A 17,531-nucleotide genomic window follows, 5' to 3' on the forward strand; every position below is an offset into this window, starting at 1 on the left:
CGGGAAAGTGACAGGGTCACGAAACTCGGGCTATCAGGATACCAGTGGGCATCTGCCCACTGCTTTCATCAGGCAGAGGGCCAGGACGCGCGATGTCGAACCGATCATGTCCCGGGCCGCGCCGCGCCTGGCCAGACGGGCACCGCGTCCGGTGATGCGATGACCCAGCTCAGCGACTCGGCCCTGCGCTACATGCTGCGTCGCGTGAAAGCTGCGACGGTGCAGGACCATGAGACCCTGCAGCGACTGACCCGGATCGCCGCCAAAACCTTCGACGTGCCCTGCGCCGCCGTCTCTCTCGCCGATTCCGAAAAGCAATGGTTGGTGAGTGTCGTTGGACTGCCGATGGCCCCACTGCCGCGCAACGAGACGCCTTGCGAAGAGACCGCCGACGCACTTGGGCCCGTCGTCCATGCCGACCTGATGGCGCATCCCGCGTATCGCCGCTCGGCTCTCGTTCGCGCGGGGTTCCGCTTCTATGCTGGCGCGCCCCTGATCAACGAGGGCGTGCCCATCGGAGCGCTCAACCTGTTCGCGCCCGAACCGCGCGACATGAGCCCGCGCGAGCTGACCCTACTCACCGATCTCGCCGAGGTGGTCATGGCGCAGATCAAGCAAACCCTCGCACAAATCCACATCGATCCGGTCAGCGGCCTGCCGAATCGCAATCGATTCGACGAGGAATTGGCGGATCTCGCGGAGCGTCATCCCGGCATGCCGCTGATCGCCGTCCTCGTCGATCTCGGCTCGCCCGAACAGGTCAGCACCATCCTGCGCGTCATGGGCCCGACCGCCCTCGACCAGCTCATCACAGCCCTCGGGCAATTCGTGCGCACCACGGTCGACCCGGCGGATGGCGTCTTCCATGTCTCGGCGACGCAATTCGCGACGCTCGCCCCGATGGGCGCCAGGATGGACGACTATCTCGCGGCAGTGCGTGAACGAATTGAATACGAAACGATACGCCTTCAGCAGCAATTTGGCGGCGGCGTCGTTCTCGGTGTCGCGCCGTTCATCCTCGGCGAAACGGCGCCGCAGGATGTGCTGCGCATGGCCAACAGCGCCGTGCAGGATGCTCGGCTTCACCACGACATGGTGCGCCCCTACTCCGAGCGGAACGACGAAGCCCATCGCCGCCGCTTCGAACTCGTGCAGAGCTTCGAACGCGCCCTGAAGCAGCCGGGCGAGCTGTGGCTGAGCTTCCAGCCGCGCATCAATCTGAAGGACGGCGCCTGCCACATGGCCGAAGCCCTCCTGCGATGGGATCATCCGCGCTTCGGCGCGGTCTCCCCCGCCGAGTTCATGCCCTTGATCGAGCCGACGACGATGATCCATGGCCTGACCGATTGGGTGGTGGGGCACGCGCTGGACGCCGTGGCCGATTGGCGGCAGAGCCAGCCGGACTTCATGGTGTCGATCAACGTCTCGCCCAACAACCTCGGAGACGAAGACTTCGCACCGCGCTTGCTGCGGCACCTGGCCGCCCGCGGCCTGCCGGCCGGAGCCGTCGAGCTGGAAGTGACGGAGGCGACCTTCATCCGCAACGATGCGGCGATCACGCGCACGCTGGCCCGGCTATCGGAAGCCGGCGTATCCCTCGCTATCGACGATTTCGGCACGGGCTACAGCAGCCTGTCCTATCTCCAGGCGCTACCAGCCCGCACCGTGAAGCTCGACCGCAGCTTCATGCACGGGCTGGAGACGGACCAGCGCAAACATGCCCTGGTCGGCACCACGACGATGCTGTGCCAGACTCTGGGCTACCGCGTGGTGGCGGAGGGGCTGGAAACGCGCGAGAGCGTCACGGCGGTGACCGGCATCGGCTGTGACGAGGGCCAGGGCTTCCATTTCGCCCGGCCCATGCCTGCCGCGGCGCTTACGGCATGGCTGTCCGCGCCCCCACCTCAGTCGCAGGGACCGATCTAAGCCGGGTTCACGGCCGCACCGCGGCACTCCACTCCTTGTGCCGGGGCCCAGCCTTGGGCCGCGCCGCCTTACGCCCGAACTTCAACTCGGCGGCGAGGACTGCGCTGCGGTTGAGCACCCGCGCCTTCTCCACGTCGCGCGACTGAGCGAAGTCCTGCACCAGGTCCATCACTTCGGCTTTCAGATCCCGCAGGGCATCGAGCAGCAGATGGAACTGGGCGGACTGTTCCAGAACCGCGTCTTCCTCGATCGCAAAGCGCGCCGCCCCGCCGCCACCTGTCACGGGCACGGTATGCAGGTGGCCGATGCTCCAGGGCTGGCCGACCAGCATGTCGCGCTCATGGGCCAGTTCCTCGGCCCGGTCGAGCAGCAGGTCCACCTGCTCCCGCTCATGTGGCAGCTTGCCGAGGAAATCGCGGGCCAGATCGGCAAGGTGCTGGCGCTGCACGGCTTCCCGCGCCCATTTGTCGAAGAGAGCACCGACGTAAGGCAGGCTGTGGCCGGAGATCGTTGCATAGAGCATCGCCCAGGCGCCAACCAGCTCATTCGCCGCCACCACCGTCCGCCCGACGAGCGAGGCGAACGGCTCGGCGCCGTCATAAGAAAATGCGTCCGCACCCGTCAGGGGCCGTCCGCTCACGTCACGCAGGGAGAACGCCTGCGCTTCCTCTACATCCTTCGACATCGCGGAACCGTCGTTTCGTTGTGCTGGCTGCTTGAGGGTCATTGTGACCCACCTCGGAACCGTTCGCTTCTCAACACCCGTTCATGAGTCTCATGCTGCGGGGGAGGTCTTGTCGGACCATCACGGCTACTGCCGCCGCACGGGCCCCGTATAACGGCGCGCGACGGACTCACCGATCGCCTTGTAGTCTTCCTCCGTCCCGTGGCGGCGAAGAAAGCTGACTAATCCCAGATTTTCGATGCCACGCAGAATCGTAAGCACCGCCTTGACGTCGTCGTGCGAGGGGGCGCGACCAGGTTGGAGACGACGGGCCGCAATCACCGCCATATGGCTCAACTCAGCGAAAGTGCCATGCTCCATCACGGGACTGCTCATCGCATAGCCTTCGATATGCGCGACATCGCGCGGTCTCATCGTGCTCATGCCTGCTTCTTTCGCATACCGAAGAACGTGTTCATGTGACGCTCTGATTGCAAACCGTAACTGGACGACATAACGGTTTCAAAAATTCTTTTGCGCCCGCCCCGCGCTTCGCATTCCGCGGCATGCGAGCGTCGCCATTGCAGTTCGGGCATTCCAGATTTGTGCACCGCCGCCATGAACCGAGGCAGCGGGATGGCCGCATCGCAGGCATGATGCATGACACTTCTGCCCACCTGCGCATGAATGTGCCGATTGGTTGAGCTGACATGGACAAGATTGCGTACCACGGGCCGATCACATTCGCGGCATCGGCCGCCGTGACAGGCCTCTGGCATGATTCTTCGCTCCGGCGCAGACTGCGCCCCATGATTCGGAAGGCCCCTTTCCATGACCCGGCGCGCCGGCAGCGCTGACCTACCGCTGCACGGCGGGCGCGTACCCGCTTGGCTCGGCGAGCGCATGACGCGCCTCGGCGCCGTCATCACGGAGGCCATCGTCATCGAATACGGGCGAGCGGAGATGCTGCGCCGCTTGGCACACCCCTTCTGGTTCCAGTCCTTCGGTGCGGTGATGGGCATGGACTGGCATTCCTCCGGCATCACGACCAGCGTCATCGGCGCGCTGAAGCGTGGCCTTGCCCCGCGCGCCGGGGATCTCGGTGTGCACGTCTGCGGCGGGCGAGGCGCGCAGTCACGCAAGACCCCGGCCGAGCTTCTTGCCGTCGGCAGCCGGGTCGGGCTGGACGGTGCGGCGCTCGGTCAGACCAGCCGGCTCGTCGCCAAGGTCGACAGCGCGGCCGTGCAGGACGGTTTCAGCCTCTATCTGCATGGCTTCATCGTCAGCGACGACGGCGATTGGGTCGTCGTGCAACAGGGCATGAACGAGGAGAGCCGCCAGGCACGGCGCTACCATTGGCTGTCGCAGGGGCTGACCAGCTTCTTGGACGATCCGCATGCTGCGATCGAAGGGCCGGCAGGCAGCACGATCGTCAATCTCGCGGATCGTCGCGCCGCGCCCTCCCGTGCGCGGCAACTCGATCTTCTCGCGAAGATCGGGCCGGACGGCATCGCCCGTGAGGTCGCGCGGCTGGAGGCCAAGCCGCAGCCTGCCGCGCCGCAGGGCGATCTCTTCGCGCCGCACCTCGTCATGCCCGCGCATCACGAAGTGCGGGCGGAGGACGTCGTCGCGTCCCGCCTCGCCGGCAGTCTGCGTGCCGCGGCGCGCTGCGGCCCGCAGGACTTCGCCGATCTCCTGCTGGTGCCGGGCGTGGGTCCGCGCACCTTGCGGGCCCTCGCTCAGGTCGCGGAGGTGGTGCATGGCGCGCCCTACCGCTTCAACGATCCGGCACGCTTCTCATTCGCCCATGGCGGCAAGGACCGGCACCCCTTCCCCGTGCCGCTCGCGGTCTACGACCAGACGATTCGCGTGCTCAAGTCGGCGGTCACCCGCGCCCATCTCGGCCATTCCGACGAACTGGCGGCGCTGCGGCGGCTGGATGCGGAGCAGCGCCGGCTGGAAATCGCGGCCGATGGCAGGCTGGTGGAGGCGGTCCTGGCCGAGGAACGGGTGCTGTCGCACAGCTACGGCGGCATGAGCGTCTTCGGCCCGGAACCGCCACCCGGTCAGCTCACGGGCGAGGAGAGACCCCATCGATGACGGTGGCCGAACGCCCGGCCGCCTTTGCACGATACAGGGCCTGGTCGGCCCGGCGGAACAGATCGCCGCAGGCGCCGTCGACCTCCCGCAGCGCCAAGCCGATGGAGACGGAGATCGGGATGAACTGGCCTTCCCATGGAACCGGCTGGGACAAGGCGTTCTCCGCCCGCCCGAAGCGCCATTGGAGAAAGGTCCTGTCGATCCGCCCACGCCACAGCAGCGCGAATTCGTCACCGCCATAGCGGGCGAGAAAGGCGAGGCCCGAAAAGCTGCGGCGCAGCCGGTCCGCCGTCACGCGCAGGCATTCGTCGCCCGCCTCATGGCCCCAGCCGTCGTTGATTCGCTTGAAATGATCGAGATCGATCAGGCCGAGGGCGGTGACGTCGGGCAAGCGGCCAGAGGCCAGATCCCGCCAGCGCGCCTCGAAGGCGCCGCGATTGGGCAAACCGGTCAGCGAATCGTATTCCGCGCGCTCCCGCAGCCGCTCCAGCGCCGCCCGCTCGTGCGAAATGTCCTGCTTCGTCCCGAAGAGACGGATGGCTTGCCCGCGCTCCATGATCACACCCGCGGTCAGCCGGATCCAGCGTTGGGCGCCGCGTGCCGTCCAAATCTGCGCATCCATCGTAAAGGCGCCGCCATGGCGGATGATGTGCGCCCGCAGGGTCTCCATCCGCTGGCGGCTCTGCGGCTCGTACATCTGGGCGACCGTTTCGCGGTCCAGCGGGAAGCCCCGTGGCAGGCCGAAGAGGTCATACAGCCCCGGCGTCCAGGTCAGCCGCCGATAGATGAGGTCGTATTCCCAGGCGCCCACGCCGATAAAATGCTCGACCGGCGCACCGGTAGCGGCAGAGCCGAACAGGGCGGATTGGTCAATCGCCCCCTCACTCTCCGCTCTGGCAGCCGCAAGCATCATGCGATCCCGGAATCCAGCCTTTTTGAGCGCCTAATTGCGGGTTTCGCGCAGACGCGGTTCTTTTTCAATCAAAAGTGAGGCATCGAACCAAATTTGGTGAGCTTTTGTGCATCTGCGAAGCCCGCGATCTGCGCCACGCTGGCATGATGTAAGGTAAACCCTTGCAATAGATCACGTCTATCGCTTTTTTCAGATTTATCTATTTGGTCTATTGGGTGCAGTGCACTATGTTGCGGTGCAGCGCCCAACGGCGCATCTCGCCAACAGGAGATCGCATGTCCGTCATCAACAGCAAGATCAAGCCCTTCAAGACCCAGGCCTACAAGCAGGGTAAGTTCATCGAGGTGACCGAGCAGGACGTGCTCGGCAGCTGGGCCGTGTTCTTCTTCTATCCGGCCGATTTTACCTTCGTCTGCCCGACCGAACTTGGCGACGTCGCCGATCATTACGACGAGCTCCGCCGCATGGACGTCGAGGTCTACTCCGTCTCCACCGACACGCATTTCGTGCACAAGGCCTGGCACGATGCCTCCGAGACGATCGGCAAGATCCAGTACACCATGCTGGGCGACCCCTCCGGCACCATCACCAACAACTTCGGCGTGATGCGTGAGGGCCAGGGCCTGGCCGACCGCGCGACCTTCATCGTCGATCCCGAGGGCGTGATTCAGGCGATCGAAATCACCGCGGAAGGCATCGGCCGCAACGCGAAGGACCTGCTGCGCAAGATCAAGGCCGCGCAGTACGTCGCCGCGCATCCGGGCGAAGTCTGCCCGGCGAAGTGGGAAGAGGGTGAGAAGACGCTGGCGCCGTCGCTCGACCTCGTCGGCAAGATCTGAGCCTGCCGGCCGCCCGCGCCCCAGGCCCGGGCGGCCCCTTTCCGCCTCTTCTTCGACCCCGCAGCCGGAGTATCGTCGCGTGCTGGACGCCAATCTGAAAACTCAGCTCAAGGCCTATCTGGAGCGCGTGGTCCGTCCCATCCAGATCACCGCCTCCGTCAACGACAGCGCCAAATCCCGCGAGATGATGGAGCTGCTGCAGGAGCTGCAGTCCCTCTCTTCCCAGATCACCGTCTCCACCGCCGGCGACGATACCGAGCGCGCGCCCTCTTTCGCGCTCTCGACGCCGGGCGAGACCATCAGCCTGCGCTTTGCCGGCATCCCCCTCGGCCATGAATTCACCTCTCTCGTCCTCGCTCTGCTGCAGGTCGGCGGCCATCCCTCCAAGCTGGAGCAGGCCGTCATCGAGCAGGTGAAGGACCTCGACGGCGACTTCACCTTCGAGACCTATTTCTCGCTGTCCTGCCAGAACTGCCCGGACGTGGTGCAGGCCTTGAACCTGATGGCGGTCCTCAACCCGCGCATCCGCCACACCGCGATCGACGGCGCGCTGTTCCAGGCCGAGGTCGAGGCGCGGCAGGTCATGTCCGTCCCCACCATCTTCCTCAACGGCCAGGTCTTCGGCCAGGGCCGCATGGGCGTGGAGGAGATCCTCGCCAAGCTCGATACCGGCTCGGCCGCACGGGAAGCCGCCAAGCTCTCCGAGGAAGATCCGTTCGAGGTGCTGATCGTAGGTGGCGGCCCGGCCGGCGCCGCCGCCGCCGTCTATGCTGCCCGCAAGGGCATCCGCACCGGCGTCGCGGCCGAGCGCTTCGGCGGCCAGGTGCTCGACACCATGGGCATCGAGAACTTCATCTCCGTCCCGCATACCGAAGGCCCGAAGCTCGCAGCCGCCCTCGAGACCCATGTGCGCGAGAACGGCGTGAAGATCATGAATCTTCAGAAGGCCGCCGAGCTCAACCGCGAGGGCGACCATTTCGCCGTGCGCATGGAAAGCGGCGCCGTGCTGCAGTCCAAATCCGTCATCCTCTCCACCGGCGCGCGCTGGCGGCAGATGGGCGTCCCGGGCGAAGAGGCCTATCGCAACAAGGGTGTCGCCTATTGCCCGCATTGCGACGGCCCGCTGTTCAAGGGCAAGCGCGTCGCGGTAATCGGCGGCGGCAATTCGGGTGTGGAAGCGGCGATCGATCTCGCGGGCATCGTCAAGCACGTGACGTTGATCGAGTTCGACACCAAGCTGCGCGCTGACGCGGTTCTTCAGCGCAAGCTGCACAGCCTGCCGAATGTCGAGGTGCTCGTCTCCGCCCGCAGCACGGAAGTACATGGTGACGGTCAGAAGGTGACCGGTCTCTCCTATGAAGACCGCGTGTCCGGCCAGATCCGCAAGATCGCGCTGGAGGGCATCTTCGTCCAGATCGGCCTCTTGCCGAATACGGAGTGGCTGCGCGGCACGCTGGACCTGTCGCCGCGGGGCGAGATCGTGATCGACGGGCACGGACAGACCTCGCTGCCCGGCGTCTTCGCGGCGGGTGACTGCACGACCGTGCCTTACAAGCAGATCATCATCGCGGCCGGTGAAGGGGCCAAGGCCTCCCTCTCCGCCTTCGATTACCTGATCCGCCATTCTGCCCCGGCGACCGAGAAGGAAGCCCAGGCCCTGCACGCGGCGAAGGCCGCCTGAATGGGCGGGCGGCGGCCGTGTGCCGCCGCCCTGCCTGGATGCCCATGAACCTCCGCGAACTTCAGTATCTTCTCGCCCTTGCCGAGCACCGCAATTTCCGGCGGGCGGCCGAGGCTTGTTTCGTCTCTCAGCCCACGCTTTCCACCCAAATCCGCAAGCTCGAGGAAGAATTGGGTGTGGATCTCGTGGAACGGGCGACGAAATCCGTCATGCTCACCCGCGCCGGTGCTGCGGTCGCCGCGCGGGCGCGGGTCGTCCTCGGCGAAGTCACCGCCATCCGCGAGGAAGCGAAGCGGCTGAGCCAGCCGGATGCCGGCGCCTTGCATCTCGGCATCTTCCCGACCCTCGGCCCCTATCTCCTGCCGCAGGTCATTCCCGAGCTGCGCCGGCGGCTGCCGGATCTCGACCTGTTCCTCACCGAAGAGAAGAGCGACGTGCTGCTGGACCGCCTGCGGAACGGCAAGCTGGACGCCGCCATCCTCGCGCTGCCGCTGCACGATGCACAACTGCATGCGGAACCGCTGTTTGAAGAGCCTTTCCTCCTGGCCGTGCCGCGCCACCACCCCCTGGCCCGGCGGACGCATCTTCGGGTCGAGGAACTGGCCGCGCATGAACTGCTGCTGCTGGAGGACGGGCACTGTCTGCGCGACCAGGCGCTGGACGTCTGCCAGCTGGCGGGGGCGCGCGAAACGAGCGAGTTCCGGGCCACGAGCCTCGAGACCTTACGGCAGATGGTGATGGCGGGCATCGGCATGACCTTGCTGCCCGCCCTCGCCGTGCACGGCAGCGGCACCGCCAACGATCACATTCGCCTGCTGCGCTTCGACGGCGGGGAGCCGCGCCGCGCCCTCGCGCTCGTCTGGCGTCGCAGTTCTGCGCTCGGTCCCCTCCTCGGCCGGATCACCGAGATTTGCCGCAGCGTCATCCCGGGCCTTGTCGCTGCCGCAGAGGAGAAGGCTGCGGCCTGACGGGCTCGGCTCTTGCGATCCGGCGCAAATAGGCGCAGATAGAGGGCTCGATCTTGTTGATGAATTCCCGTTCTATGCCTCGGCGGTTGCCGGCGATATTTTTCTCAAAATCGAACCGTGAAGAGCTCGCATGGTTTGCTCGAGCTTTTGTCTAAACGATTGAAAGGAAATCGTCATGGCGACTGGTACTGTGAAGTGGTTCAACGCGACCAAGGGTTACGGCTTCATCCAGCCGAATGATGGCGGTGCCGACGTGTTCGTGCACATCTCCGCCGTCGAGCAGGCGGGCCTCCGCACCCTCAACGAGGGCCAGCAGGTCAGCTTCGACGCGCTGAAGAACAGCCGTAGCGGCAAGATCGCAGCCGAGAACCTCAAGGCCGCGTAAGAGAGCCGATGCCACAGGGGCGCATGCGCCCCTGGCACCGCGATCAGGAAAAGGCCGGGTTCGCCCGGCCTTTTTCGTGTCCGGAGTCTGGCGGCCGGCGGGAGATCCATCGCCACGGCGGTTGCCTTCAAGATACGCCGGGGGAATGATGCTCCCTGTCCTGCGGATTGATGCGCGTCGATCATGCTGAATTGGGCTCTGGTTCTCCTCCGGCATCTGCCCGTCCGCCATCGGCTGGCGCTCGTCATCGGCGCCCTCGCCCTGCCCGCCGCCCTCACTACGCTGATCCTCGTCCAGGCGGTGGACCGTGCCAACCGGACCCTCCGCAGCTCGATCGCGACGACGATCGATGACCTGATGCCCGTCTCCCGGTTGGATGCCAATCTCGAACAGGCACGCTTCGAACTCCAGGCCTCGGCGACCGCTGGTGGGCTGGACCGCCGGGAGGAACTCAGCCGGCGGATCGAGAGCGACTTCGATGCAATGCTGGCGCACCACGATCTGCCGCCCAGCCTGAACGAGGAGTTGCGCCGCGCCTTCGACACCTGGCAACACGTCCTCCCTGTGGTGGATCGCGCGCTGGAGAGCAAGGCTCCAATCACGATGAGTGACGATGCACACGCAACCGTGGATTCGGAGCTGAACCAGACGATCTCCATTCTGGAGAACTTGCGGTCGCAACTGCTACAGACGATCAACAGCAAATACGCGGCCGAGCGACGGGCAGAACATCTTTATAACGACATGCTCATCGTCCTGTGGACGATAGGCTTCGTCGTCATCGCCCTCGCCGCCTCCTTGCTCGCGGCATCGATCGTCATGCCGCTGCGGGAAATCAGCCGTACGGCTGCGCTGCTGCGGCGGGGCGAATATGCCGTGCGGCTTTCCGTCGTGGGACGCGACGAATTCGCCTCCGTTGCCAGCACGATCAACACCATGGCCGCGACCATCGGGGCGGCGCATGAAAGGCTCTACGACACCGCGCTGCGCGACCCGCTGACGGGGTTGCTCAACCGTCGCGGGCTGGACGAAGCTCTGTCGCACGCATCCGCCAGCGGCGAGGCCTTCAGCATCCTCCTCGTTGATCTCGATCATTTCAAAGAGATCAACGACCGCTATGGCCATTCCGCCGGAGACGAGGTTTTGGTCGGGCTCGCGAAATGCATGGTCGCCGCCAGCCGCGGCGGTGACAGCATCGGCCGCTACGGCGGTGACGAGTTTCTCATCCTGCTGCCAGGCGCGGCTGCGCAGGCGGCGGAGGATTTGGCCCGGCGCATCTACACGGCGCTCGCACAATGGAATGCGGGCCGCTCCGTCGTCGTGCAGGTGAGTATCGGCATTGCCGAGAGCGGGCCCGGCCGGCGCACTGTGCAGGAGATCATCGACGCCGCCGACCAGGCGCTCTACCGCGCGAAGACGGCCGGGCGCGCCACCTGGCAAGTTGCCGCAAGCTAGGCCGCGGTTATTGCGACGCGGCCTGGGGGTGAATGGTCGGATGGTCCATCGCGCTCCATACGACGTTGTCGACTGACATCGGCTCGTGCAGGAGTTTTGCCCCACCCGGCAGCAGATGTCCGGACGTGTCGAAGCGCAGCGCGATGATCCAGTCGAAATAGTCGGACGGCCAGCGCCCATCGGGCAGGAGCGCCTTCTGACTGACGCCGAGTGCTGCGAGGATGCGCTCGATCTTCGAGTGGTGCCAGGAGATGAGGAAGGTCTCGCCGGCAGGCTGCGCCCTCAGCCAGTCGACGAGGCAGGGAATGTTCCCACTGGAGCAGGGCTGGATGATCGGCATCCCCGTGGCTCCACTCAGAGGCTCCAAGGTGAGCCGCGGCCGCGCGCTCTTCTCGCTGTCGGTCGAGGCGACGAGCGAATCGATGCGAACCTTGTGTCCATCGAGTTTGAGATGCTCGAAATAGCTCGCATAGGCCTCGGCGCGGACGGCACCCGCGGGGCTTAGCCCCTGTCCAGTGCCGGTCTTCTCGGCATGGCGAATGATGAAGATCGTTGCGCCACTCAGGCCGCCTGCCGCATGCGTGGCGGTGGCTGAAGCTGCCGCTTCGTCGGCCTGTGCCGACAGGTGAGACAGGCTTAACGAAAAGCCAAAGACCGCCAGGAAGAGAATTTTCTTCATTTTTGCTTCACGTCTCCTTCCCCAGGGCCCAGCCGACAGCCCAAGACGTGGGAAATTACCCCACGTCGCGGCAGAAAGGCAGCCACAAACGCGGCCTCCCTGACCTGCGGTGGAGCCACCTCATGGATTGGCGGGCGCCTGGCCGGTCTTTTGTCCCTGGGTCAGAATGCCGTCATGCCCGGTGGCGTTGACACCCGTCACACTGGAATGCGGGGATGGGCCGCCGGGGAAAACACCGAAGACGAGCGAGCCGATGCCAAGCGCCCCCAGCACGCCGCACAGCACGAGAAGCACCCGCAGAACGTTCGCCGTTCCTCTCGACAGGGCACGGCTGATGTCTGCCATGATCGTGCCCACCAGCCCGACCACGCCGACCAGAATCATGAGGATGAAGATCCAACTCAGAACGTCGTAGCTCATATCCGGAATACCCCTATCTTCCGGAAGATGTGGGCGCGGCAACGCCTATGGGAACCGTATCAGCGGTGTTTTCTTGATCGGCCGGCCAAGGATGCCGGCGACCCGACGGGTGGGCGACACCCGCGCCAGGTCGCCGGCCGATGCGACGCTTTACTGATTGTTGTAGGTGAAGGCCGGTTGCGCCTTCAGGGAGTCGACGGTCGCGCCCGGCAAGGTCACGCTGTAATCGCTGTTGGAATCGCCCGCGTTCGAAGCCGCACCAGCCGTCGCATCGCCCGTGGTTTTTCCCGGGGCGTTGGCATTGGCATCGGTGCCGGCCGCCGGATTCGTGCCCGTAGCCGAGGCGTCGCCTGCCGCTGAGGTTCCGCCCTGCGCGGTATTGTCAGCCCCTGCGCCGCCGCCAGCGCCGGTGCCCGACGTCACCTGCGCATGGCCATTCCCACTCGGGACGAATTTCAGCTTGGAGAAAGGCTCCGAGACGAGCTTGCTGCCGATGCCGAGAAACCCACCCACCGACAGGATGGCCTGAGATACCTGCCCATCGGAGCTGACCAGGAGATCGGAAATGGTGCCGATGCTCTTTCCATCGTCATTATAGACGGTGGCGCCGACGAGCTCGCTCGACCGCCAGTTGCCGTGGCTCATCGTCAGGGTGCCGGAGGGCGCGGAACTGCCGGAGGATGAGGCCGCGGGCTGGTTCCCTCCACTCTGGTCGTTCTGCGCGAAAGCCGGCACCGCTGCGAAGGCAACGGCGGAGGCGAGGGTGATCGCGGCGAAGGAGATGTGACTGCGGGGCATGAAACTGTCCTCTCGATTGCGTTGTGATCAGGAGGTTGCCCCGCGAGGCGGGCGCTTCAATGCCGCAACGATGCTTCTCGCCCGTCGCATGCTTCAATCGTTCGTCACCACAGGCCTGCGCCACCTCAACCGTCACACACCGCCGTGATATCGTTCCTAAGACAATAGCCTCTTGGTTGATGCCTCACGCGTTCGGCATCATTGCGCGCTATGCACACACGTTGTGTCATCACCGATGCGAAGGGCAGCGAGGCGAGTGGGCAAGGCTGTTGGATGGACGGCAGTATGGGAGGTGCTGCGGCCGGAGTTTCACGCCGCTGGGCGGAGGCCGCGCGGCGATGCCGCCGCTTGGACAGAAAAAAGGCCCCTCGACGGATCGAGGGGCCTTTCCGGAAGCGTGTTAGCCGCGGGCGGCCGGAACCGGCGCGGGCGCGGGCGGCGGCGGGGGCGCGGCAGGTGCCGGAGCCGGCTGCGGCGGCGGGGGCGGGGGCGGCGAAGCGCAGGCAGCGAGCGCCACCACCGGAAGGGCCACGACGAGCATGGCGGCGCGGCGCCAAAGCTTCAACTTATCCACTGCTGGTTCAGACATCGCCTAACTCCTTCATTTTAATGGCCGATAGACAAGAACAAATTTAGAGGGAATTCTTCACCCGGAGTCAAACGGCTATTTACGTGGATAGGAGAGGGCTCGACTTGGGCCATCAAAATTTGTCGATCTCGGTGCCTGCGATCCGCGGGCGCCGAAGCCTCACAGCACCTGGCACCTTAGGCGCTTTCGCCCTCGCCTGCATGCTTTCCGGCTGCGGCGGCGGCCCATTGCCGGCAACCGGCGCGTCCGGCCCTGACGCTGCCGCCCTGTCTGCGCTGCTATCCCAGACCAATACCCCGCTCGCGCAAACCCTCGACGGCCCCTCGCCGCTCATCGTCGCGCATGAGCCGCTGAATGGAGAATTGCTGGAGCGCTTCTACGCGCGCCACCAGTTCGAGCCGGTCTGGCAGAAACATCCGGCGCAGGCGGATGCTCTGGTCGCCATGGTGCTGCAGGCCGAGTCCCAAGGGCTCGATCCTGATCTGTTCCATGCCAAGCTGCTGCGGCGCCGAGCCTCCCTCTCTCCGGTCGATCGCGATCTCGTGCTGTCGGACGCCTTTCTCGCCTACGCCCAGGCCCTCGCACAAGGCGCGGTGCCCGTGGCCCTTCGCGATGGCGACCAGGTGCTGGCACCCGCCCCGGTGGACGTGACGGCGACGCTCGACGAGGCCTTGAGCAGCGACCACCCGGCCGCGGTGGTCGCGGCGCTCGCCCCCAAGACACCAACCTACAAGGCGCTTCTCGCCGCGCTCGCAGCGGACCGGGCGGGCACGCCGCCGCCCGCCGGCGGCAGTGTGCGCAGCATCGTCGTCAATCTCGAACGCCAGCGCTGGTTGCCGCGCACCCTGCCGCCCACACGCGTCTGGGTGAATGTCGCGGACCAGCACCTGACCTTCTATCGCGCCAATCAGCCGGTCTTCGTGACGCGCGTCGTCGTCGGCGAGGACATCAAGATCAACCAGAGCCCCGAATTCAACGCCACCATCCAATCCGCCTTCTACAATCCGCCCTGGGTGATCCCGAGCGACATCGCGGCGAAAGAAATCCTTCCGAAAACCGAACATGATCCGGATTATCTGGAACGCAATCACATGGTGGCGCTGGCGAACGGCGAGGTCGAACAGCTGCCCGGGCCCGATGCCGGCTTGGGCCTGATCATGTTTGACATGCCAAACCGCTTCGACGTGTACTTGCATGACACGCCGGACCGCGAGATCTTCAACGAGAGCAACCGGCAGCTCAGCCACGGCTGCATTCGGGTGCAGAATCCGCGCGAACTCGCTTCCCTGCTGCTGGACACCCCGCTCAGCGCGGTGGATGACGGTATCGCCCAAGGCGGCACCACCCAGCACGATCTGCCCAAGCCCGTTCCGGTCTACGTCGTGTATCAGACCGCCTTCGTCGATCCGACCGGCACGCTGCAGTTCCGGCCCGATTTCTATCACCGGGACCAAGCGATCTGGCAGGCGCTTCACCGCGGGCCTTCGGCTCCCAACCCTCATGCCGACGTCCTCGCTCAGAAGTAGACTCGTCTTCGCAAAGCCTCACCCGGCGAGGGCGGCGAGATGGCGCCAGAGAGACTCGGCGCGGTGCTGCAGCAGGCGCGTACCGGCTGTCGCCTCGGCCAGCCAAGCATGGACGGTCGCGGAGAGCGACAGGGCACAGGCGCCGTCCCCCGGCGCGCTGCGCTTCAGCTCGGCTTTGATCGAGGGGGCGGCAGCGCGTACCGCCTCGGCCGGCACGTCGCCAATGGCGGCGGCCAGGGCATCGAGCTGCGCGCACGGTGCGGCGAACCATTTTTCATAGTGAATGATGGCCGCGATCTCGGGGCCGAGGTGGCGAAGCGCGTTCAGGTAGTGCTCGAGCCATAGAAGCTCCCCGACCGGCAGAGGACAGGCGTCCCGCGAGGAGAGAGAGGCCGCGACGGTCCGCGGGTCACGGACTGCGAGAAGCCAGACGGGCCGCACCCCCATCTCCGCGAAAATGCCTTTCCAGAGGGGAAGAAAGCAGGCCGTGCGGGGGTCCTTGAAGGCCCAGCGCCCGCCCGCCTTGTCCAGTTCCTCGCCCACGATCTGCATGAGACGATCGCGGATCACGGCGACCTCCGCGCCCTTCGCGCTCCCTTCCAGCCGCGGCGCGGCCAGCCAGCTCGTGTCCCAGGCGGCGTCGTGCAGATCGAGCAGAGCCTCGTGACAGTCGAGGACTGCACGATGCTCCTGGAAGCCATCCGGATTGGCGAAGTTCGGCGCGATCAGCGGGCCGCCGAGGGCGACGCCGAGATCGCTCACGAGGCGGGCACAGAGAGAGGTGCCCGCACGATGCATGCCGACGACGACGACGACGGTCTTCTGGGCGATGGGGGGAGCCAGGGCGGCGCCGGACCATGTCATCGCCGTCGCGTCCTCCAAGCTCTGGAGCAGCCGCTCGGCCCGGCTGCGATCGCGCTTGTTTCTCGCCAATGTCACGATGAGCCGCTCGAGCCACGGCTGCCCGGAGAAACGGGCCTTGGCCTCGGCCAGCACGCGGTCCGCCTCGGCCGTCCGTCCACGTGCTCCGAGCAGAGAGAGACCGATCTGATAGCCCGTCGGGTGCGCGGGGAAGCGCTGGCGGAGCGCCTCCGCCAGGTGAAGGGCCGCGTCTCGCTCACCCTGGGCCAAGGCCGCCCAGGCACGCTCCGCGTCCGGCCAGGCCTGATCGGGAAAGCGCCGCAGCGCCTCCCCTAACAGCGCGTCGGCCTCGTCGAAGCGGCGCAATTCGCGGAGGCTGGCCAGACCGATCTGGTAGCCGGCCTGATGGTCGGGGAAACGCGCGCGCAGCTCCACCGCATGATCGATCGCGCCTGCAAGATCGCCCTGCCCGCGCGCGAGCCAAGCTCGCTCGACCCAGGGCCAGGCCTGCGCCTCGAAACGCGGCAAGGCTGCCGCCAGAATGGCAGCGGCCTCTTCGAAGCGGCGCAGGTCGCGGGCGCTCGTCGCGCCAATCTGGTAGCCGGAGGCATTGTCGGGAAAGCGCTCGCGCAGAGCCGCCGCTTGCCGCAGCGCCTCCTCCAGGTCGCCCTGGGCGCGCGCGAGCCAAGCCCGCTCCACGCAGGGCCAGGCCTGCGCCGGAAAGCGTGTGAGTGCCTCTGCCAGAACCGCCTCAGCCTCGTCGAACCGGCCCGCCTCGCGCAGGCTGATGGCGCCGACATGATAGCCGGTCCAATTCTCCGGAAAGCGCGTGCGCAGCGTGGCTGCGACGCGGATCGCCTCCGCGCGGTCGGCGCGCGCCCGGGCGAGCCAGGCTTGCTCCGCCAAAGGCCAGGCCTGCGCGGGAAAGCGCAGAAGCGCCTCCGCCAGAATCGCTGCCGCCTCGTCGAGACGGCCCAAGGCGCGCGCGCTCGCGGCACCGATCTGGTAGCCCGGCTCGCCGTCGGGCGCGCGCGCCCGCAGCTCCGCCGCCAGAGCCGCCACCTTCGCCCAATCCTGCCCACGGGCGCTCTGCGCCTCCCGGACGAGACGCGCGATGTCCTCTGTCTCGTCCATTCCCAGCTCGCACAGTGCGGTCTAAGAGTAGAAGAGGCAAAGCCAGCCCAAGGCAAGCGTGGAGAGAGGTCTTGAAGAAACTCGAGCACATGATCGAAATGCTCATCTTTTCGGGGCGCTGGCTGATGGCCCCGATCTATCTCGGGCTACTCCTCATTCTGGCGGCGATCACTGTGAAGTTCGTCGAAGAACTCATCTTCGCCCTGCCCAACATCCTGCACATGCAGGAGCGGGAGTGGGTGATCTTCGTCCTCAGCCTCGTGGATCTCGCGCTGCTCGCCAACCTCGTCACGATGATCATCTTCGTGGGCTACGAGAATTTCGTCTCCCGCCTGCATACGGGGGACAATGAAGACCGGCCAATCTGGATGGAGCACGTCGATTTCAGCGGCCTGAAGATCAAGCTCATTGGCTCGATCGTCGCGATCTCCGCCATCCATCTGCTGCAGACTTTCATGAACATCAGTGGCTTTTCCAAAGCGGACGTCGCCTGGCAGCTCGCGATCCATCTCGGCTTCGTGGTCTCCGGCCTCCTGCTCGCCGTCATGGACCGGCTGGTCGCGCCCCCGGTCGAGAAGGGAAAGGACAGTTGA

The 17,531-nt window shown here is 65.9% G+C and carries 18 protein-coding genes; 9 read left to right on the forward strand and 9 right to left on the reverse strand.

All coding sequences use genetic code 11. The features are described 5' to 3' along the window. Nucleotides 1-159 precede the first annotated feature (159 nt). Nucleotides 160-1,926, forward strand: a complete 1,767-nt coding sequence (locus ACYQ6W_RS00270; protein ID WP_459672817.1) for a putative bifunctional diguanylate cyclase/phosphodiesterase — start codon at nucleotides 160-162, stop codon at nucleotides 1,924-1,926. A 7-nt stretch (nucleotides 1,927-1,933) separates the two neighbouring features. Here ACYQ6W_RS00270 and ACYQ6W_RS00275 read toward each other — a convergent pair whose 3' ends face one another. From ACYQ6W_RS00275 to ACYQ6W_RS00285, 3 genes are all read right to left on the reverse strand, one after another. Then, a complete protein-coding gene (locus tag ACYQ6W_RS00275) occupies nucleotides 1,934-2,611 on the reverse strand; it encodes a hypothetical protein (protein ID WP_459672818.1) in 678 nt (225 codons plus the stop codon). A 126-nt stretch (nucleotides 2,612-2,737) separates the two neighbouring features. Next, nucleotides 2,738-3,034, reverse strand: coding sequence for a hypothetical protein (locus ACYQ6W_RS00280; RefSeq protein ID WP_459672819.1), 297 nt, complete (start codon nucleotides 3,032-3,034; stop codon nucleotides 2,738-2,740). Then, nucleotides 3,031-3,321 carry a hypothetical protein gene (locus tag ACYQ6W_RS00285; protein ID WP_459672821.1) on the reverse strand — a complete coding sequence of 97 codons (291 nt, stop codon included), beginning with the start codon at nucleotides 3,319-3,321 and terminating at the stop codon, nucleotides 3,031-3,033. The genes ACYQ6W_RS00280 and ACYQ6W_RS00285 overlap by 4 nt, the downstream gene beginning before the upstream one ends. 100 nt (nucleotides 3,322-3,421) lie before the next feature. Between ACYQ6W_RS00285 and ACYQ6W_RS00290 the strand changes: the two genes are divergently transcribed. Further along, nucleotides 3,422-4,690, forward strand: a complete 1,269-nt coding sequence (locus ACYQ6W_RS00290) for a DUF763 domain-containing protein (RefSeq protein ID WP_459672823.1) — start codon at nucleotides 3,422-3,424, stop codon at nucleotides 4,688-4,690. Here ACYQ6W_RS00290 and ACYQ6W_RS00295 read toward each other — a convergent pair. Continuing rightward, nucleotides 4,662-5,600, reverse strand: coding sequence for a diguanylate cyclase (locus ACYQ6W_RS00295; RefSeq protein WP_459672824.1), 939 nt, complete (start codon nucleotides 5,598-5,600; stop codon nucleotides 4,662-4,664). The two genes, ACYQ6W_RS00290 and ACYQ6W_RS00295, sit on opposite strands and share 29 nt — an antisense overlap. 278 nt (nucleotides 5,601-5,878) lie before the next feature. Here ACYQ6W_RS00295 and ahpC point away from each other — a divergent pair, with 278 nt between their 5' ends. The 5 genes from ahpC to ACYQ6W_RS00320 all read left to right on the forward strand — a co-directional run bounded on the left by ahpC (nucleotide 5,879) and on the right by ACYQ6W_RS00320 (nucleotide 10,931). Next, complete coding sequence (ahpC, locus tag ACYQ6W_RS00300) at nucleotides 5,879-6,442, forward strand: alkyl hydroperoxide reductase subunit C (RefSeq protein WP_459672825.1); 564 nt, start codon at nucleotides 5,879-5,881, stop codon at nucleotides 6,440-6,442. Between the two features lie 79 nt (nucleotides 6,443-6,521). After that, complete coding sequence (gene ahpF / locus ACYQ6W_RS00305; protein ID WP_459672827.1) at nucleotides 6,522-8,123, forward strand: alkyl hydroperoxide reductase subunit F; 1,602 nt, start codon at nucleotides 6,522-6,524, stop codon at nucleotides 8,121-8,123. 44 nt (nucleotides 8,124-8,167) lie between these two features. Further along, nucleotides 8,168-9,091 (forward strand): DNA-binding transcriptional regulator OxyR, encoded by a 924-nt coding sequence (gene oxyR, locus ACYQ6W_RS00310; protein WP_459672828.1) that lies wholly within the window; start codon nucleotides 8,168-8,170, stop codon nucleotides 9,089-9,091. Between the two features lie 175 nt (nucleotides 9,092-9,266). Continuing rightward, nucleotides 9,267-9,476 carry a cold-shock protein gene (locus tag ACYQ6W_RS00315; RefSeq protein ID WP_459672829.1) on the forward strand — a complete coding sequence of 70 codons (210 nt, stop codon included), beginning with the start codon at nucleotides 9,267-9,269 and terminating at the stop codon, nucleotides 9,474-9,476. Nucleotides 9,477-9,659: 183 nt separating this feature from the next. After that, nucleotides 9,660-10,931, forward strand: coding sequence for a GGDEF domain-containing protein (locus ACYQ6W_RS00320; RefSeq protein ID WP_459672830.1), 1,272 nt, complete (start codon nucleotides 9,660-9,662; stop codon nucleotides 10,929-10,931). Between the two features lie 7 nt (nucleotides 10,932-10,938). Here ACYQ6W_RS00320 and ACYQ6W_RS00325 read toward each other — a convergent pair whose 3' ends face one another. The 4 genes from ACYQ6W_RS00325 to ACYQ6W_RS00340 all read right to left on the reverse strand — a co-directional run bounded on the left by ACYQ6W_RS00325 (nucleotide 10,939) and on the right by ACYQ6W_RS00340 (nucleotide 13,417). After that, on the reverse strand, nucleotides 10,939-11,610 hold the full coding sequence (locus tag ACYQ6W_RS00325) for a hypothetical protein (protein WP_459672831.1): 672 nt from the start codon (nucleotides 11,608-11,610) through the stop codon (nucleotides 10,939-10,941). 120 nt (nucleotides 11,611-11,730) lie between these two features. Continuing rightward, the gene (locus tag ACYQ6W_RS00330; RefSeq protein ID WP_459672832.1) at nucleotides 11,731-12,030 is read right to left on the reverse strand and encodes a hypothetical protein; all 300 of its coding nucleotides are present in this window, start codon (nucleotides 12,028-12,030) and stop codon (nucleotides 11,731-11,733) included. Nucleotides 12,031-12,180: 150 nt separating this feature from the next. Beyond that, nucleotides 12,181-12,828, reverse strand: coding sequence for a PRC-barrel domain-containing protein (locus tag ACYQ6W_RS00335; RefSeq protein ID WP_459672834.1), 648 nt, complete (start codon nucleotides 12,826-12,828; stop codon nucleotides 12,181-12,183). Nucleotides 12,829-13,228: 400 nt separating this feature from the next. Next, nucleotides 13,229-13,417, reverse strand: a complete 189-nt coding sequence (locus ACYQ6W_RS00340; RefSeq protein ID WP_459672836.1) for a hypothetical protein — start codon at nucleotides 13,415-13,417, stop codon at nucleotides 13,229-13,231. Nucleotides 13,418-13,521: 104 nt separating this feature from the next. On the opposite strand from ACYQ6W_RS00340, the gene ACYQ6W_RS00345 reads away from it, so the two are divergent. Then, nucleotides 13,522-14,943 (forward strand): L,D-transpeptidase scaffold domain-containing protein, encoded by a 1,422-nt coding sequence (locus ACYQ6W_RS00345; RefSeq protein ID WP_459672838.1) that lies wholly within the window; start codon nucleotides 13,522-13,524, stop codon nucleotides 14,941-14,943. An 18-nt stretch (nucleotides 14,944-14,961) separates the two neighbouring features. On the opposite strand, the gene ACYQ6W_RS00350 is transcribed toward ACYQ6W_RS00345, so the two are convergent. Beyond that, nucleotides 14,962-16,938, reverse strand: a complete 1,977-nt coding sequence (locus tag ACYQ6W_RS00350) for a tetratricopeptide repeat protein (protein WP_459672839.1) — start codon at nucleotides 16,936-16,938, stop codon at nucleotides 14,962-14,964. Nucleotides 16,939-17,009: 71 nt separating this feature from the next. Between ACYQ6W_RS00350 and ACYQ6W_RS00355 the strand changes: the two genes are divergently transcribed. Next, entirely contained in the window at nucleotides 17,010-17,531 is a 522-nt protein-coding gene (locus ACYQ6W_RS00355) for a TIGR00645 family protein (protein ID WP_459672840.1), read from the forward strand.

Source organism: Acidisoma sp. 7E03, from assembly GCF_054665075.1.

Excerpts from the sequence above, each read along its gene's own strand:
- ACYQ6W_RS00270 (WP_459672817.1), top strand. The coding sequence starts at position 160 with ATGACCCAGCTCAGCGACTCGGCCCTGCGCTACATGCTGCGTCGCGTG.
- ACYQ6W_RS00275 (WP_459672818.1), bottom strand. The coding sequence starts at position 2,611 with ATGTCGAAGGATGTAGAGGAAGCGCAGGCGTTCTCCCTGCGTGACGTG.
- ACYQ6W_RS00280 (WP_459672819.1), bottom strand. The coding sequence starts at position 3,034 with ATGAGCACGATGAGACCGCGCGATGTCGCGCATATCGAAGGCTATGCG.
- ACYQ6W_RS00290 (WP_459672823.1), top strand. The coding sequence starts at position 3,422 with ATGACCCGGCGCGCCGGCAGCGCTGACCTACCGCTGCACGGCGGGCGC.
- ACYQ6W_RS00295 (WP_459672824.1), bottom strand. The coding sequence starts at position 5,600 with ATGCTTGCGGCTGCCAGAGCGGAGAGTGAGGGGGCGATTGACCAATCC.
- ahpC (WP_459672825.1), top strand. The coding sequence starts at position 5,879 with ATGTCCGTCATCAACAGCAAGATCAAGCCCTTCAAGACCCAGGCCTAC.
- oxyR (WP_459672828.1), top strand. The coding sequence starts at position 8,168 with ATGAACCTCCGCGAACTTCAGTATCTTCTCGCCCTTGCCGAGCACCGC.
- ACYQ6W_RS00315 (WP_459672829.1), top strand. The coding sequence starts at position 9,267 with ATGGCGACTGGTACTGTGAAGTGGTTCAACGCGACCAAGGGTTACGGC.
- ACYQ6W_RS00320 (WP_459672830.1), top strand. The coding sequence starts at position 9,660 with ATGCTGAATTGGGCTCTGGTTCTCCTCCGGCATCTGCCCGTCCGCCAT.
- ACYQ6W_RS00325 (WP_459672831.1), bottom strand. The coding sequence starts at position 11,610 with ATGAAGAAAATTCTCTTCCTGGCGGTCTTTGGCTTTTCGTTAAGCCTG.
- ACYQ6W_RS00330 (WP_459672832.1), bottom strand. The coding sequence starts at position 12,030 with ATGAGCTACGACGTTCTGAGTTGGATCTTCATCCTCATGATTCTGGTC.
- ACYQ6W_RS00335 (WP_459672834.1), bottom strand. The coding sequence starts at position 12,828 with ATGCCCCGCAGTCACATCTCCTTCGCCGCGATCACCCTCGCCTCCGCC.
- ACYQ6W_RS00340 (WP_459672836.1), bottom strand. The coding sequence starts at position 13,417 with ATGTCTGAACCAGCAGTGGATAAGTTGAAGCTTTGGCGCCGCGCCGCC.
- ACYQ6W_RS00350 (WP_459672839.1), bottom strand. The coding sequence starts at position 16,938 with ATGGACGAGACAGAGGACATCGCGCGTCTCGTCCGGGAGGCGCAGAGC.